This is a genomic window from Ferdinandcohnia sp. Marseille-Q9671 (assembly GCF_976954385.1).
In genome coordinates, this window is the sequence record NZ_CDRJTA010000001.1 from 1,599,628 (window position 1) to 1,613,918 (window position 14,291).

14 protein-coding genes are annotated in these 14,291 nt (G+C 40.0%); 4 read left to right on the plus strand and 10 right to left on the minus strand.

What is annotated here, in order from left to right:
• Positions 1–79: 79 nt before the first annotated feature.
• The 3 genes from ACWNMY_RS08280 to ACWNMY_RS08290 all read right to left on the minus strand — a co-directional run bounded on the left by ACWNMY_RS08280 (position 80) and on the right by ACWNMY_RS08290 (position 2,224).
• Positions 80–799: a sulfite exporter TauE/SafE family protein gene (locus ACWNMY_RS08280; RefSeq protein ID WP_449537757.1), complete on the minus strand. Its 720-nt coding sequence runs from the start codon at positions 797–799 to the stop codon at positions 80–82.
• 154 nt (positions 800–953) lie between these two features.
• Positions 954–1,343 carry an RND transporter gene (locus ACWNMY_RS08285; RefSeq protein WP_449537758.1) on the minus strand — a complete coding sequence of 130 codons (390 nt, stop codon included), beginning with the start codon at positions 1,341–1,343 and terminating at the stop codon, positions 954–956.
• Positions 1,344–1,516: 173 nt separating this feature from the next.
• Positions 1,517–2,224 (minus strand): Type 1 glutamine amidotransferase-like domain-containing protein, encoded by a 708-nt coding sequence (locus ACWNMY_RS08290; protein ID WP_449537759.1) that lies wholly within the window; start codon positions 2,222–2,224, stop codon positions 1,517–1,519.
• 167 nt (positions 2,225–2,391) lie between these two features.
• Here ACWNMY_RS08290 and ACWNMY_RS08295 point away from each other — a divergent pair, with 167 nt between their 5' ends.
• Positions 2,392–2,979 carry a nitroreductase family protein gene (locus tag ACWNMY_RS08295; protein WP_449537760.1) on the plus strand — a complete coding sequence of 196 codons (588 nt, stop codon included), beginning with the start codon at positions 2,392–2,394 and terminating at the stop codon, positions 2,977–2,979.
• A 255-nt stretch (positions 2,980–3,234) separates the two neighbouring features.
• Here the strand turns inward: ACWNMY_RS08295 and ACWNMY_RS08300 are convergent, their stop codons facing one another.
• Positions 3,235–4,797 carry a catalase gene (locus ACWNMY_RS08300; protein WP_449538417.1) on the minus strand — a complete coding sequence of 521 codons (1,563 nt, stop codon included), beginning with the start codon at positions 4,795–4,797 and terminating at the stop codon, positions 3,235–3,237.
• Between the two features lie 574 nt (positions 4,798–5,371).
• Between ACWNMY_RS08300 and katA the strand changes: the two genes are divergently transcribed.
• The 3 genes from katA (at position 5,372) to ACWNMY_RS08315 (ending at position 8,258) form a co-directional block, all read left to right on the plus strand.
• Complete coding sequence (gene katA, locus ACWNMY_RS08305) at positions 5,372–6,832, plus strand: catalase KatA (protein ID WP_449537761.1); 1,461 nt, start codon at positions 5,372–5,374, stop codon at positions 6,830–6,832.
• A gap of 397 nt (positions 6,833–7,229) precedes the next feature.
• Positions 7,230–7,652: a Fur family transcriptional regulator gene (locus ACWNMY_RS08310; RefSeq protein ID WP_449537762.1), complete on the plus strand. Its 423-nt coding sequence runs from the start codon at positions 7,230–7,232 to the stop codon at positions 7,650–7,652.
• A gap of 231 nt (positions 7,653–7,883) precedes the next feature.
• Positions 7,884–8,258: a hypothetical protein gene (locus ACWNMY_RS08315; RefSeq protein WP_449537763.1), complete on the plus strand. Its 375-nt coding sequence runs from the start codon at positions 7,884–7,886 to the stop codon at positions 8,256–8,258.
• 435 nt (positions 8,259–8,693) lie between these two features.
• On the opposite strand, the gene ftsX is transcribed toward ACWNMY_RS08315, so the two are convergent.
• The 6 genes from ftsX to ACWNMY_RS08345 all read right to left on the minus strand — a co-directional run bounded on the left by ftsX (position 8,694) and on the right by ACWNMY_RS08345 (position 14,242).
• The gene (gene ftsX / locus ACWNMY_RS08320) at positions 8,694–9,587 is read right to left on the minus strand and encodes a permease-like cell division protein FtsX (protein ID WP_449537764.1); all 894 of its coding nucleotides are present in this window, start codon (positions 9,585–9,587) and stop codon (positions 8,694–8,696) included.
• Positions 9,577–10,263: a cell division ATP-binding protein FtsE gene (gene ftsE, locus ACWNMY_RS08325; protein ID WP_449537765.1), complete on the minus strand. Its 687-nt coding sequence runs from the start codon at positions 10,261–10,263 to the stop codon at positions 9,577–9,579. Before ftsE ends, ftsX begins: the two co-directional genes overlap by 11 nt.
• Positions 10,264–10,542: 279 nt before the next feature.
• Entirely contained in the window at positions 10,543–11,505 is a 963-nt protein-coding gene (locus ACWNMY_RS08330; RefSeq protein WP_449537766.1) for a nuclease-related domain-containing protein, read from the minus strand.
• Positions 11,506–11,939: 434 nt separating this feature from the next.
• Positions 11,940–12,287: a cytochrome c551 gene (cccB, locus tag ACWNMY_RS08335; RefSeq protein ID WP_449537767.1), complete on the minus strand. Its 348-nt coding sequence runs from the start codon at positions 12,285–12,287 to the stop codon at positions 11,940–11,942.
• 56 nt (positions 12,288–12,343) lie between these two features.
• Positions 12,344–13,207 carry a YitT family protein gene (locus tag ACWNMY_RS08340; protein WP_449537768.1) on the minus strand — a complete coding sequence of 288 codons (864 nt, stop codon included), beginning with the start codon at positions 13,205–13,207 and terminating at the stop codon, positions 12,344–12,346.
• Between the two features lie 693 nt (positions 13,208–13,900).
• Positions 13,901–14,242: a hypothetical protein gene (locus ACWNMY_RS08345; RefSeq protein WP_449537769.1), complete on the minus strand. Its 342-nt coding sequence runs from the start codon at positions 14,240–14,242 to the stop codon at positions 13,901–13,903.
• Positions 14,243–14,291: the final 49 nt, after the last annotated feature.

Below are 14,291 nucleotides of genomic sequence, written 5' to 3' on the forward strand. Positions count from 1 at the left end.
CACCTCTTTTTTGCTAATGACCGTAATTTTCGATTAACAAACGTAATTTCAAAATAAAACCGTCTTTCTCTCTTGTTGCCTACAGCAAACTCTCAATCAATAAATAGACACCCGTACTACTCAATAAAATATAAGTAAAGATGCGAAATATTCGTTGATTGATCCATTTGAACAGCATCTGACCGATATACAATCCTAGAAGCACAATTGGTATGGCATATAGGCTTGAAATCCAAATTGTTTGGTTCGTGCTAGTAAATACAATCTGGGTAATGAGGCTACACAAATAGATAAACAGATAAAAAGCGAGGGTAGTCGCACGTATCTTTTCTTTCCCCGTATTCGTTCCAGTAAAATATAGTAACAATGGTGGTCCTGGCATTCCAATACTTGTTGTTAATAAACCAGATATCCCTCCGACTACATAGTCTCGAAGCGGAGTTGCTTTAATACGTACATTAAAAAGCAGGAGCACTGTTAAGAGTAGAAGAAGAATGCTCACACCTATCTTAAACGCCACCATGTTAATCGACATATAAATGAAAATACCAAATGGGATACCAACTATACTACCGATTGTAAACCGTTTAAGCAGGGTAGTATCAATAAACCGTCTTATCTTCCAAATGAGGAGCAGCGAAATCAGTAATGATAGGATGATGTTTATTTGTATCGCTTCTTGGGGTAAAAATAACAATAACAGGAAAGGCGTAGCCATAATTGAAAAACCAAATCCCGTACTTGTTTGTAAGACAGAAGCTACTAAAATAATACTTATAAAAATAAAAATTGTATCCAAAAAAGACCTCCTATTAAGATTTCAATTCACCATTAAACCAAAGCTTAAGATAGGATACTCCCCGACAGATTAATTACTCAAAGTATACCATATCCTGTTTCACCAACGAAAAAGGCACTACCCCCTAAGAATAGTGCCCCAGATTACAAGATTATTAACTTGTTATAGTCTTTCGCTTTTCAAAATACAAAATAAGTGAATACGAGATGATCATAATAATTCCGATGACTAAGGTGAGCAAAAAGCCAACCATACCTTGTATACCAACCCATCCAATGGTAAACGTTAGGAAAAACAATGCGTAACACAGACCTGCCATTACAATCGCGACAGGCATGTTAAATGGAAATAAACGTTTCCAACTCATTGCTAGAAAAGCCGAGACAACTATTATGATAATCGAAACGATGATATGCAGTGAGCCCCATCGGAAACCTATACGAGACTGCGCGTCTTCACCTAAAGCTGGTGAGTGTTTTAATTCAACCATAGTGACGGTTGCCGTAATAATCCCGATTAATACAATGAGTATGAAAATAACCAATTTGTGATTTTAAAATTCTTCGTATTTTTCATACAATCACCCCTCCTCTTTGAAAATACCTCAAACCTGCACACTAAGTGTTAAAAAATGAGAAAGCTCAGTAGACATTTAATCGATGATAAGGTCTACCTTACATACCGATACTTTTAAAGAATATGAGCCTTGCTTACTATTTAATAGTTTGATTCTCCTAAATACATTGTCGGAATCTCATTTTCACGAATTTCTTTATTGACCTTTGAAACATAATACGCCTTCGCATGTGGTCTTGAGCTAACAGATGTATGCAGTGATTCATTTATAAAATGAAGTGCCGCTCCGTCGTCTACCGCATAGCCTTCTTTTATTGAACCCTTCATGATCAATCGGTGGTAAGACGGTCTCCGCTTATTTTCTCCATCATAATGTGGGCAATTACTCCCCTTTAAGAACCCTAACCCATCCAACTTATACAGTGGAGCATTCAATGGATCTGTTAGCCCTTCCTCAAACCAACACATCGAACCAGCACTTAGACCCGCTAGGATCACTCCATGTTCATAGGCCTTTTTCAGCGCCTTGTCCAAACCCCATTCCTTCCATAAAAGCAGCATATTTCTCGTGTTGCCACCACCGACATAAATCACATCCTGTTCCAATACAAAGCTCTCTATATCACGAAATTTGGGCTCAAATAAGGATAAATGGGTTGGCTGACATGGAAGTGTCTTGAATGCTTTATAAAATCGATCGATATAGGTTTGCTGGTCGCCACTCGCGGTTGGCACAAAACAAACCTTTGGTGCATCCTTTTTTACTTGTGAAATAATATAGCGGTCGAGTAGCAGGTTGTCCGGTTCCATTGAAAATCCGCCACCACCCATAGCAATAATCTGTCTCATGGTATCCCTCCTGTCTTTACTTTCTAGACGAAGGCATTGTTTCCCTCCCTTTTCCAACATCTCAAACACAAGAATAGGTAAAAATAATCATTCTAAGTGTCATTCCTAGATAATTGTGAAAATAACTACTAAAATGAAAAGGTATATGACAATAGGAGGTATGCATTGTGGTAGAAGTAAAAACAAAAGTAGAAAACAACCGTGTCGCAGCATATGACATTGACCCGACTGTGATTAACCGTTGGTCGCCACGTTCCTTTTTAGAAAAGGAAGTACCAGAAGAAACATTATTAAGTATTTTTGAAGCAGCACGCTGGGCACCATCTGGATTCAATCTTCAGCCATGGAGATTTATCCTCGCACGTACAAATGTAGATCTCGAGAGATTTCACTCCTTTATCTTACCTGGAAACTTATCTTGGTGTAAAAAAGCACCAGCGCTTGCACTTATCGTTTCTGATAAGACAACAGAAAAAGGTGAAAACCCCTACCATACGTATGATGCAGGCACAGCTTCCGGTTTTCTTTTATTAGAAGCAACCCGTAAAGGACTTAGCACACATGTGATGGGTGGAATTGATCGTGACAAGGCTCGTGAAGTATTACAAATTCCAGATCATTTCGAAATCCATAGTGTCATTGCCATCGGGTACCGTGGCGATAAGGACGTATTACCTGAAAACCTGCAGGAACGTGAGCAACCAAATTCACGTCTTCCTCTTGCTGATATATTATTCGAGGGTACATTCAAATAAACGTTTGTTTGAACGGGAAAATTCGATTCAATCAAACGTTTGTTTAATAAGAAAAGCGCAAGGCGCCAGCCTATCTGCGATAAGCACAAGACAAGCGCTGACAGAAGGCGCTTTTTGCCTTCAGAAGCGATTGGATTGTGACCTCGAGCCGATGGCGCCTGAAGCTAGACATGGAAAACTAAGTACGAAATTTTATACTCTCTTACCTTTAAACAACAAGGCATCGGGGTATCCCGATGCCTTGTTTTATAGCAGTTAATAACGATCTGATTCTCGTCCCATCTCTTTGGACTTCTCCACAGCTTCGTTTGCAGAAGCTGAACTGTTGTCAGTTGTATCCATTGCGTTTGAAAGGCCTTCTCTCACACGTCTTCCATAATCCTCATCTGCATTTGTAAAGTACTCAATCATCTTGTTTTGGATTTCAGGTCGACACACCTTTAGGTTATCCACCAAATTGCTGATGAGCTCATCTCTTTCCCAATCCTCAAGATTACGGTACGTTTCACCTGCTTGTCCAAAATCATTCGGACGGTCAATTTTTTCACGAACAACTTTGTCATTATAGTGTGGCTCGTGAACCTTTCCTTCCTGCTTCGCTTCTTTTAACCCACCAATTGTAGATGGCTCATAATTGACATGGTGGTTGCCGCTCGGCGGTACATCCACATGATAGGACATTTGACCCCCACGCTGATTTGTTGCAACACGCTTTTTTGGTGCATTAATTGGAAGCTGTAAATAGTTCGTTCCAACACGGTGGCGCTGTGTATCTGAGTAAGAGAACGTTCTACCCTGCAGCATTTTATCATCTGAAAAATCAAGCCCGTCCACAAGGACCCCTGTACCGAACGCTGCTTGCTCTACTTCATTGAAATAGTTTTCTGGATTCTTGTTTAACACCATTTTTCCAACCTTTAAGAACGGAAACTTATCTGTCGGCCAAAGCTTTGTATCATCCAGCGGATCAAAATCAAGCTCCTCATGGTATTCATCACTCATAATCTGTACACAAAATTCCCACTCTGGATAGTCACCGCGTTCAATTGCTTCATATAAATCCTGTGTTGCGTGACTCACATTTGTTGCTTGGATTTCATTTGCTTCCTTTTGTGTTAAATTTTTGATTCCTTGCTTCAATGGTTCCCAGTGGTATTTTACTAACACGGCCTCTCCATCACTGTTCACCCATTTGTATGTATTAACACCAGAGCCTTGCATTTGACGGTAGTTGGCCGGAATTCCCCATGGCGAAAACAGGAAAGTTACCATATGTGTTGCCTCAGGCGTATTTGCTAAAAAGTCAAACATTCTTTCAGGATTTGATAGATTCGATACAGGGTCTGGCTTGAATGCATGAATCATATCCGGAAACTTCATGGCATCACGGATAAAAAAGATTTTTAAATTATTTCCGACTAAATCCCAGTTTCCATCCTCTGTATAAAACTTAACGGCGAATCCACGTGGGTCACGCGCTGTTTCAGGAGACTCCATTGCACCTGCAACTGTTGAAAAACGTACAAACACAGGCGTACGCTTCCCTGCTTCTTGAAACAGTTTTGCACGCGTATACTTCGATACAGGCTCATCGCCCACTTTTCCATACGCCTCAAAATACCCATGTGCACCCGCACCTCTTGCATGTACCACACGTTCCGGAACACGTTCGCGATCAAAATGAGACATTTTTTCAAGAAAATCATAATTCTCTAAGGTTGATGGGCCACGGTTTCCGACTGTTCGGATATTCTGATTATCGGTAATAGGGTGACCTTGCCTATTTGTTAACGAATCTGCTGATTCACCTGTCCCCATTCGGTTATCCTGAGGACCGCCTACCCCCTCAACATTTCCGTATTGCTTCTTATCGTCCATGCCGCACTTCCTTTCATATAATAGAATCCGCCTTGGCGAAAGTGCACCTAGATTTTATAGTTCTGTTAGAACATCTGTGGCACCCGCCGAAAGCTTACCTTTATTCAGCAAACGCTCTTTTGAAAACCATTTATGTAAAATCCAGTGCCGAATAAAATAAGTCAATGTAATTATTTCCAATGCAAGTGTTTCCTATGTAATCGAAATATAAGTATATTTGTCGAAATTTTTCGTATTCTCAAAGACATTTTATAAATAGTATCTAATTGAAAAGTAATAGAGTTGGGGTGTACGAGCATAGGCTAGTAGTAAGGTTTATTTTTAGAAGGTAACAACCTAATATATAAGCTTATTCCTAGCATTTTTGTGCTTTCATCTCTTATAATAAATAGTGAATCTAATTATTTACTAGTTCTTACTTTATAATTATTATAAAAAAGTATTGATTTTTTATTGAGAGATGTTATCATTAGAAATGTAGTCAAAAACTATTAAAAAATATGAGGTGATCTAGTTGAATAACAAGAAACTTACTACAAGTTGGGGAGCTCCAGTTGGCGATAACCAAAACTCAATCACAGCTGGTTCAAGAGGACCAACATTAATCCAGGACGTACACCTCCTAGAAAAGTTAGCACATTTCAATAGAGAACGTGTTCCAGAACGTGTCGTTCACGCTAAAGGTGGCGGCGCCCACGGTTATTTCGAAGTAACAAATGATGTATCAAAATATACAAAAGCAAAAGTATTTAACGGGGTTGGCAAACGCACTCCTCTATTTATCCGCTTCTCTACGGTTGCTGGTGAAAATGGATCTGCTGACACAGTTCGTGACCCACGTGGTTTTGCAGTTAAATTTTATACAGAAGAAGGAAACTATGACATCGTTGGAAACAACACTCCTGTGTTCTTCATTCGCGATGCAATTAAGTTCCCAGATTTCATTCACACACAAAAACGTCATCCACAAACACACTTAAAAAATCCAACAGCTGTATGGGATTTCTGGTCTCATTCACCTGAATCATTACACCAAGTAACTTGGTTAATGGGTGACCGTGGTATTCCGGCGACATGGCGTCATATGCATGGATACGGAAGCCATACATTCAAGTGGACAAACGCTGAAGGCGAAGGCGTATGGATTAAGTACCACTTCCGTACTGAGCAAGGCGTGAAAGCATTAGCACCTGAGCTTGCTGAAAAACTGGCTGGAGAAAATCCAGATTACCATACGGAAGATCTTTTTAATGCGATTGAAAAAGGTGACTTCCCTGCTTGGAAGCTTTACGTTCAAATCATGCCATTGGAGGATGCGAATACATATCGCTTCGATCCATTCGATGTGACAAAAGTTTGGTCTCAAAAAGACTATCCATTAATTGAAGTTGGTCGTATGGTATTAGACCGTAACCCTGAAAACTACTTCGCGGAAGTAGAACAAGCTACATTCTCACCTGGAACATTGGTACCTGGTGTAGACGTATCACCAGACAAAATGCTTCAAGGTCGTCTATTTGCCTACCATGATGCACATCGTTACCGTGTTGGCGCAAACCACCAAGCACTACCAATCAACCGTGCAAAAGTGGAAGTAAACAACTATCAACGCGATGGTCAAATGCGCTTCGATAACAACGGTGGTAGCTCCGTATATTACGAGCCTAATAGTTTCGAAGGTCCAAAAGAAGCACCAGAAGCGAAGCAACATGCATATGCTGTTGAAGGAATTGCAGAAAGTGTAGCGTATGATCACAATGATCACTACACTCAAGCTGGTGACCTTTATCGCTTAATGAGCGAAGAAGAACGCACTCGCCTTGTTAACACAATTGTCGGTGCAATGAAACCAGTTGAATACGATGAAATCAAACTTCGTCAAATCGCTCACTTCTACAAAGCTGACCCTGAATACGGAACACGTATCGCAGAAGGCCTTGGACTAGAAGTGCCAGGAGAAGTGTTAGCTAAGTAATTTTCATCAAAAATTGCTTGGATACCTGAAGAAGCTCGAGGGTGAAGCGACTTCGAGGAACTGAGTGCAAACCTAATAAAACAGTAACATCTTCATTTTATTCTCACACAAATAGGTATTCGCAAAATGGATAGCTTAGAGTGTAGACAAAGTTAGAATGACTTTGTCTACACTCTTCTTATATAAAAGTCCATGGTTGCATGTTTATTCCAGACTGTTTTGATAGCGCTTGTCAGACAAGGCGCGCTGCCCGAGCGAAGACGCGAATAGAAGTTGCCTTCATGAGCGGACGAGAGAGGCAAGCAACGCAGTATGCGAGCGTTTGTCAACAGTCTGAGGTATCCGCACCCCGGATACCTATTCTTTTAAGAATGAAGAGTAAAAGAGGTTGGTACCCGTGCAAGAAGAACAAATAACTGAACTTATACCCTTTTTAAAAGAACGTGGCTTACGAATTACACCCCAACGAACCTTAATCTTACAAACAATCCTTTCATTGAAAGGCCATCCGACCGTGGAAGACATACACAAACAACTACCACATATTAGCCTTGCAACAATCTATAACAATGTGAAACTATTTGTATCACTAAAAATTTTAAAGGAATTGCCTTACGGGAATGGATTAAGCAAATATGAGCTAGCAAACCAACCAAATCATTATCATATTTTATGTGAGTCCTGCGGGGAGATTATTGATTTTTCCTATCCTGGTCTAAAAGAAATCGAACATGTTGCCTGCAGGCTAACACAGTTTAAAATCTATTCACACCAGATGGAAGTATATGGGCTTTGTCGTTCATGCCAGACTAAACAGTAAGAAGGTGAATCATCATGCAAAAACAAATTTGTTCAATCTGCCAATCGGAAATCAAAAACTTGAAACACAGTACAAGCTGCGAATGTGGCACGAAGTTGAAAAAGATAACGCTTGGTATGTAGAGCTCATCATATGGTGGGCTCTTTTTTACAGGTTCCTAACATTCCTCCAAAAAATGGGTAACAAATCTAGTAGTAGGTGAATATCCTATTTGTGCAAAGGAGGGATACTATGCACTACAATCCATATGGTATGAACATGCCACAGCCTGGCTATCCGGGACAGGATATTAAGCACACATGCCACAAGTACATGAATTATTATGTCGTTGGACAAATGCAAGATGGTACGCAAATGGAAGGGATCATCGAGGACATGGATGATGACGGAGTAACAATGCTTGTACCTGAAGAGGTAGAGGAAACAGAAATGACACCAGATCGCCAATTTGGCGGATATGGTGGGTTCGGAGGATATGGTGGTTATGGAGGATATGGAGGGTACGGTGGCTATGGCCGCAGACGATATCGTCGGTTCCGCCGTCGTCGGTTCCCATATAACACTTTCATATTCCCATTCTTCTTCCCGTTCCCGTTCTATTATTAAGAAAAGCGCAAGGCGCCTGCCTATCGGATCGGTGACAAGCACAAGACAAGCGCTGACAGAAGGCGCTTTTTGCCTTCAGAAGCGATTGGCTTATGACCTCGAGCCGATGGCGCCTGGAGCTAGACATCGAAAACTAAGTACGAAATTCTATACTTATTTTTCTTTTTAAAAAGGCACATCCATATTAGCCTTCTAGCTAATAAGATGTGCCTTTTATATTTCGTGTTCAAAAAGGAGGATGAAAAGGACCAAGAAGTTCGAGGCGGCGAAGCATTGAGTACCGGAACGTATGCAACTAATACGTGAGGAACGGAAAAGCAAGCCAACGAGCTTCCACAGGATGTGGTGACTTCGACGTTCGACACAGGACGTGTCGGTATTTAGTCGAAGATCCTATACTGATGTGTCATTTTCATCGGAGTTTTTGAACATCCTTTATGCTTTTAAGAATTTACGAACAGACATTAAACTTCCCCATACACCGATGAATGCACCAATTAGAAGCAATAACCCCGTTACTTGGTACGCAAATGGATTAAATGGCAGTAGTTGTAGGAATGTTCCGCTTAACTGTGGTTGAATCAAATCATACAAGAAATTATAGAAACCTAGAATAATTCCAATTGGAATCAATGCCCCTAATATTCCTAAGAATAGACCTTCTAGGAAAAACGGCCAGCGGATAAAGGCATTTGTTGCCCCTACTAGTTTCATAATCTCAATTTCTCTTCTTCTTGCAAAAATTGTGATTTTAATAGTATTTGAAATAAGGAACATCGCAGTGAAAAGAAGTCCGATAATCAGCCCGATTCCAACGTTTCGAGAAACTCCTACCGTACTGAAAATCTTTTCAACCTTCCCTTTCCCATAGTTAACACTATACACATGTTCGAGTTTTTCAACCTGTTCTGCAACCGTCATAATAGATGAAGGATTTTTTGTTTTCACGACAAATACATCATGAAGCGGATTGCTTTGCTCATACAGTGCAAAAATCTGTCCATCCTCACCAAAACTATCAATCATTTTCTCAAGTTCTTGGTCCTTTGATGAGAACGTAACTTCCGCAACCTCTGGAATTTTTACAATCTCTGCTTTTAACGCATCTTGTTGTTCCTTCGTAGATGTTAAATCCGTATGAACACTGATTCGAACATCCTTCTCAAGTGAAGTTGCCATGCTATTTAAATTCATCATGATGACTAAGAATACCCCAACAAGTAAAAGAGTTACGGTTACTGCACTGACGGATGCAAATGTCATCCATCCGTTACGTCCTAGATTTTTTGTACTTTCACGAAAATGCCGACGGAGTGTATTAATTTTCATATCCGTACTCACCCCTTACTTCATCACGTGCGATCTTTCCACCTTCTACGGCGATAACTCGCTTTTTAATGGTATTAACAATTTCACGGTTGTGTGTTGCCATAATAATTGTCGTACCACGGAAATTAATTTCCTCAAAGATGTTCATGATTTCCCAAGATGTTTCCGGATCAAGGTTTCCTGTAGGCTCGTCCGCAATAAGTGCGCCAGGAGAGTTTACAATTGAACGTGCAATCGACACACGTTGCTGCTCCCCACCAGAAAGCTCGTCTGGAAGAAATCTCGCTTTATGCTTCAGCCTTACAAGGTCAAGCACATCCATCACACGCTTTTTGATATTCTTTGGATTTTCTTCAATTACCTCTAACGCAAACGCTACATTCTCATACACCGTTAAACGAGGCAGTAGCTTGAAATCCTGGAACACAACTCCGATATTACGTCGTAAAAGAGGTACCTTTTTTTCTTTTAATTTCGCAAGGTCCATTCCATTTATAATAATGGAACCTTTTGTTGGCTTTTCCTCACGGTACATCATCTTAATGAATGTAGATTTCCCAGCACCACTCGGCCCAACTACATATACAAATTCACCTTGATTGATTTTTACATTTATTCCATTCACAGCCATCACGCCGTTTGGATACTTTTTAAACACATTTTGCATTTCTATCATTACAAATCACCTATCGTCATTTTATTGGTAGTACGTAGCTAGTAACCTATCAACTTTGTAAGCGCTTATGTCCTCTTAGACAGCTTCACGTATTTTGAAGAGCTACGGATTATATACGAAGGAATTATACGTTAAAATAAAGTGCCTTTTCATTCACATTCTCCATTATAACATCATCATTCGTCAAAAAACGACTAAAAATATTACATTTTCATTTCATAGCAGTAAAGTCGGTGTCGGGTTGGGCGTGAAAGAGGTGTGTGTAAATATTGGTATTGGTTATCGGAGGGGTGGGAGTGTATAGGATCTACCTTTGTTTTGACCGGTATGAGTGAGGTTCATGGAGGTTAGCATGCGGTAGGCTACTTTCCTTGAGGGGAGTTGTAAAAAGTCTCTCAGTTCTTCATTCGTAATTGTTGGATTAATAAGTAAGGCATAATCCTGAAGTGACTCTAGAAAAGCATCTTGAGACTTTGAACAACAACTTTCACAGTACCAGTACCCTTTCTTCCTTTCTATTGGGAAATTATTACACTTCGGACAGTGAACTCCTTTTCGAATTTCGGTTTCTAAAAGTGAAAATTGAGTTAGTAATTTGGGTTGTTTAGGGGTGTGGTGTTTTTCTACCGCTCCTGCTATCTTCCTCAATTCCTTCATACTTACTATCTCTTTCGTATATCGTTTTTCTATTTTTTCAAAGATAAATGGAAGATACGCGTTATGAATAATTTTTGTAAAAATGCTTGGTCTAGAGGACTTTATAATCGTTTTGGGGTCACTAATGATGACTAGATATTCGAGTGGTAGGATTGGAAGCTTTCGTTGTGTTAGCCAACCTCTTAATTGGCGGGAATGTCTTCTTGCTTGTAGAATTGGATTCGCCATACCTTCTTCCTCATTGTTCAAGGTACGAATCATTTGTTGTGATTCTTCTTCAAAATAGAGTGTTCCCGCTATATTTTTCACTTCTAGGAGTAAGAAAAAGTGTGGTGTAAGGATGAGTGTGTCAATTTGGAAGAAGGTTTTTCCGTCTCGAAGTCTGATATCGTGCAAAATGAGGAATTGCGGTGTATCGATTAAGTCTAAATAGTAATTTATTGAGAGTTCTCCTCGGTATCCCTTCTTTCTTTTGGCCAATTCGGTTTGTAATTGAGGAATTTTCGGATGATCAGGCTGTATCCTTCGCAGTAATCCTTCGAGGGCTAGTATTTCAAGTGGGATTGAACGTTTTTTTCTAATCAAATGTATCTGCTCCTTTCGTTTTTTATAAAATTCGACTCTAATTTTGATATTCCTTCTGATTTTTTGGGATTGTTATACTTTGGATTTGGTATTGGGATTTGATATGGGACATAAATTCGAATATATGGGACAGTGCTCCGACTATATGGGACACTCCACACCATTTATGGGACATAGCCCCAATTCAGCCCTCAACAAATGCCTTCCGGTTCACCCGGAAGGCCGACACTCTAATGGTTTCTTGATTTTCGGATATGGGACAAAGCTATGAACATATGGGACATTCATGGAGAGATATGGGACACTCTTTTAAATATATGGGACATTCCTCTGACTATATGGGACACACCACACCATTTATGGGACATAACCCTAATGCAGCCAAAATTAAAAGCCTTCCGGTTAACCCGGAAGGCCTCATTACATTTACAAACTTATTTTTTCTCAGATAACCAAGAAGCGACTGCGTCTTTTTCTTCACCTTGGATGATACCAGCACGCATTGCGCCTTGACCATGTTCGATGATATCTGAGATTTCTTCTGAGCTGTACTTAGACCCAACCTTTGTAAGGTCTGGACCTGCACCACCACTTAGATCTTGTCCGTGACATGCTGCACAGTTTTGTTGGAAGATTTCTTCAGCGTTTGCAGTTGTAGCTCCGCCTCCGTCTCCTCCGTTGTCACCTGCTGGCGCATCTCCTGCATTGTCGTCCCCACCACAAGCAGCTAATGCGAATACAAGTGTTGTACCCAATAGAAATCCAAATAGCTTACGTTTCACTGAATGAACCCCCTGTTAATAAAATTTTCCATTATACAACTTTTATTATACCCCTTTTAGGCCCTTTTAAAACCCTCGCCTAGTACCTCTGAAGCGTCCATAACGACCACAAACGCTGATGTATCAATGCTTCGAACCACTTGTTTCAATTTTGTGAACTCTGTCTGATTGACCACACACATGAGCATCGGACGCTCATCATCGGTGTATCCGCCATGTCCAGATAGCTTTGTAACCCCTCTGTCCAGTTTCGCAAAAATCTCCTGTCGCACTTCATCCTGCTTGTTTGTAATGATGAGTGCCATCTTTGAATTGCCGAGCCCCATCTGTACCAGGTCGATCGTTTTGCTTGTGACAAAAAGGCCAATGAGTGCATAGAGTCCACTTTCAATATCGAATACAATCGCTGCTGTTATAACAATTAAACCGTCAATGAAAGCAACACATTTTCCAAGAGAAATTTGTGTAAACTTATGAACAATCTGGGCGGCTAAGTCTGTCCCACCTGTTGATGCATTACCTCGAAATGTAATGCCAAGTCCCAAACCTACTCCAATCCCGCCAAATAGAGAACCGAGCAACGGGTCAAGAGTAGCAGGCTCCATATTTCTTGAAAGATAAACAACAAATGGTAAAAAGAGTGTGCCAATTAACGTTCGTGCACCATATACCTTTCCAAGAAAAATAACTCCTGCGATGAACAATGGGATGTTGAATGCCCACTGCACATAGGCTGCTTCCCAACCAAATAGGGTATGTAAAATGGTACTGATTCCACTCACACCGCCAGATGCAACCTTATTCGGTAACAAAAACAGATTGAATGACAAAGCCACCGTGGCTGAACCGAGTAGTATGTATATGAGTTCCTTCAACCGTTGTATAGTTGGATTTACTTGCTGACGTTTTCTTCTATTCATGAAAAAATACCTCCGTTTGCAAGGCTAATAGTTGCCTTGATAAGACGTAAACACGATTAACCTTTGGAAGTATATCACGGGTGCCAAAGTGTGTAAACGCCAGCAATATAACGTGTTAAAGCAACAAAATATACATCTACATGGATAGTTTGTTGCATTTTTCAAAAATTATTATACATTCTCTTATTGCATAGTATATTTTATCGTTTTAGCAAAAAAATAAGATGACCGCTTGGGATCATCTTATTTCTTATACTTCTATTGCAGCTGTTACAGTGCCAACTGCTTCAAGCATTTCCTCATAAGTATTCAGCTTAATTATCCCTCTACAACAACACCGCATGAAGTGTAGCCTTAATAATGTAGTAAATTAGCATGAATAAGATCCCCATAACTACTGAGGCGATGAGCATAAGTATCTTTTGTAAAACCCACGAAAATCTATTTAGTTTTTTATAAATAAATGGTCCTAAGCCTAATAAAAATAGTGTTACAAAAGTAAAGAATTTGAGAATTGGATTGTTTGTATTTTTGAAAACACCCAGTTCTATGTGATCGACCATAACGTTTTCCTAGTAAGAATAAAACTAGACAACTAACAAACTGAAGTGTGAACCACGCGCCAATAACGAGTGTAATTGTTTCAATAATTTGCGCTAACATGTTGTTTCACCCTACTTCCTACCAAACTTCCTACAAAAATACTGCATGCAGCATAACCTTGATAATATAGTAAATAATCATAAACACAATTCCCATAACGATAGTGATTCCTAGCATGAGGAGTCTCCTTACAAGCCATGAAAAACGGCCAAGTTTACTATAGATGAACGGCCCTAGTCCAAGTAAGAATAGTACGATAAAGGTAAAAAGTTTGAGGAATAGATTACTCGTGTTTCTAAAAACACCCGTTTCGACATGCTCCACCAGAGTATTTCCTAATAGGACTGTTAATGCACTGAGTCCAACTTGAAGTGACAACCATGCTCCGATAACAAGCGTGATTGTATCAATTATTTCTGCAGCATTACTCATCATTTTCACCCTACCTTAAGGTTTGCTTTCCTCTTGGATAATCAAAAAC

Excerpts from the sequence above, each read along its gene's own strand:
- ACWNMY_RS08345 (WP_449537769.1), bottom strand. The coding sequence starts at position 14,242 with ATGAGTAATGCTGCAGAAATAATTGATACAATCACGCTTGTTATCGGA.
- ACWNMY_RS08300 (WP_449538417.1), bottom strand. The coding sequence starts at position 4,797 with ATGGGGACAGGTGAATCAGCAGATTCGTTAACAAATAGGCAAGGTCAC.
- ACWNMY_RS08290 (WP_449537759.1), bottom strand. The coding sequence starts at position 2,224 with ATGAGACAGATTATTGCTATGGGTGGTGGCGGATTTTCAATGGAACCG.
- ftsX (WP_449537764.1), bottom strand. The coding sequence starts at position 9,587 with ATGAAAATTAATACACTCCGTCGGCATTTTCGTGAAAGTACAAAAAAT.
- ACWNMY_RS08340 (WP_449537768.1), bottom strand. The coding sequence starts at position 13,207 with ATGAATAGAAGAAAACGTCAGCAAGTAAATCCAACTATACAACGGTTG.
- ftsE (WP_449537765.1), bottom strand. The coding sequence starts at position 10,263 with ATGATAGAAATGCAAAATGTGTTTAAAAAGTATCCAAACGGCGTGATG.
- ACWNMY_RS08315 (WP_449537763.1), top strand. The coding sequence starts at position 7,884 with ATGCACTACAATCCATATGGTATGAACATGCCACAGCCTGGCTATCCG.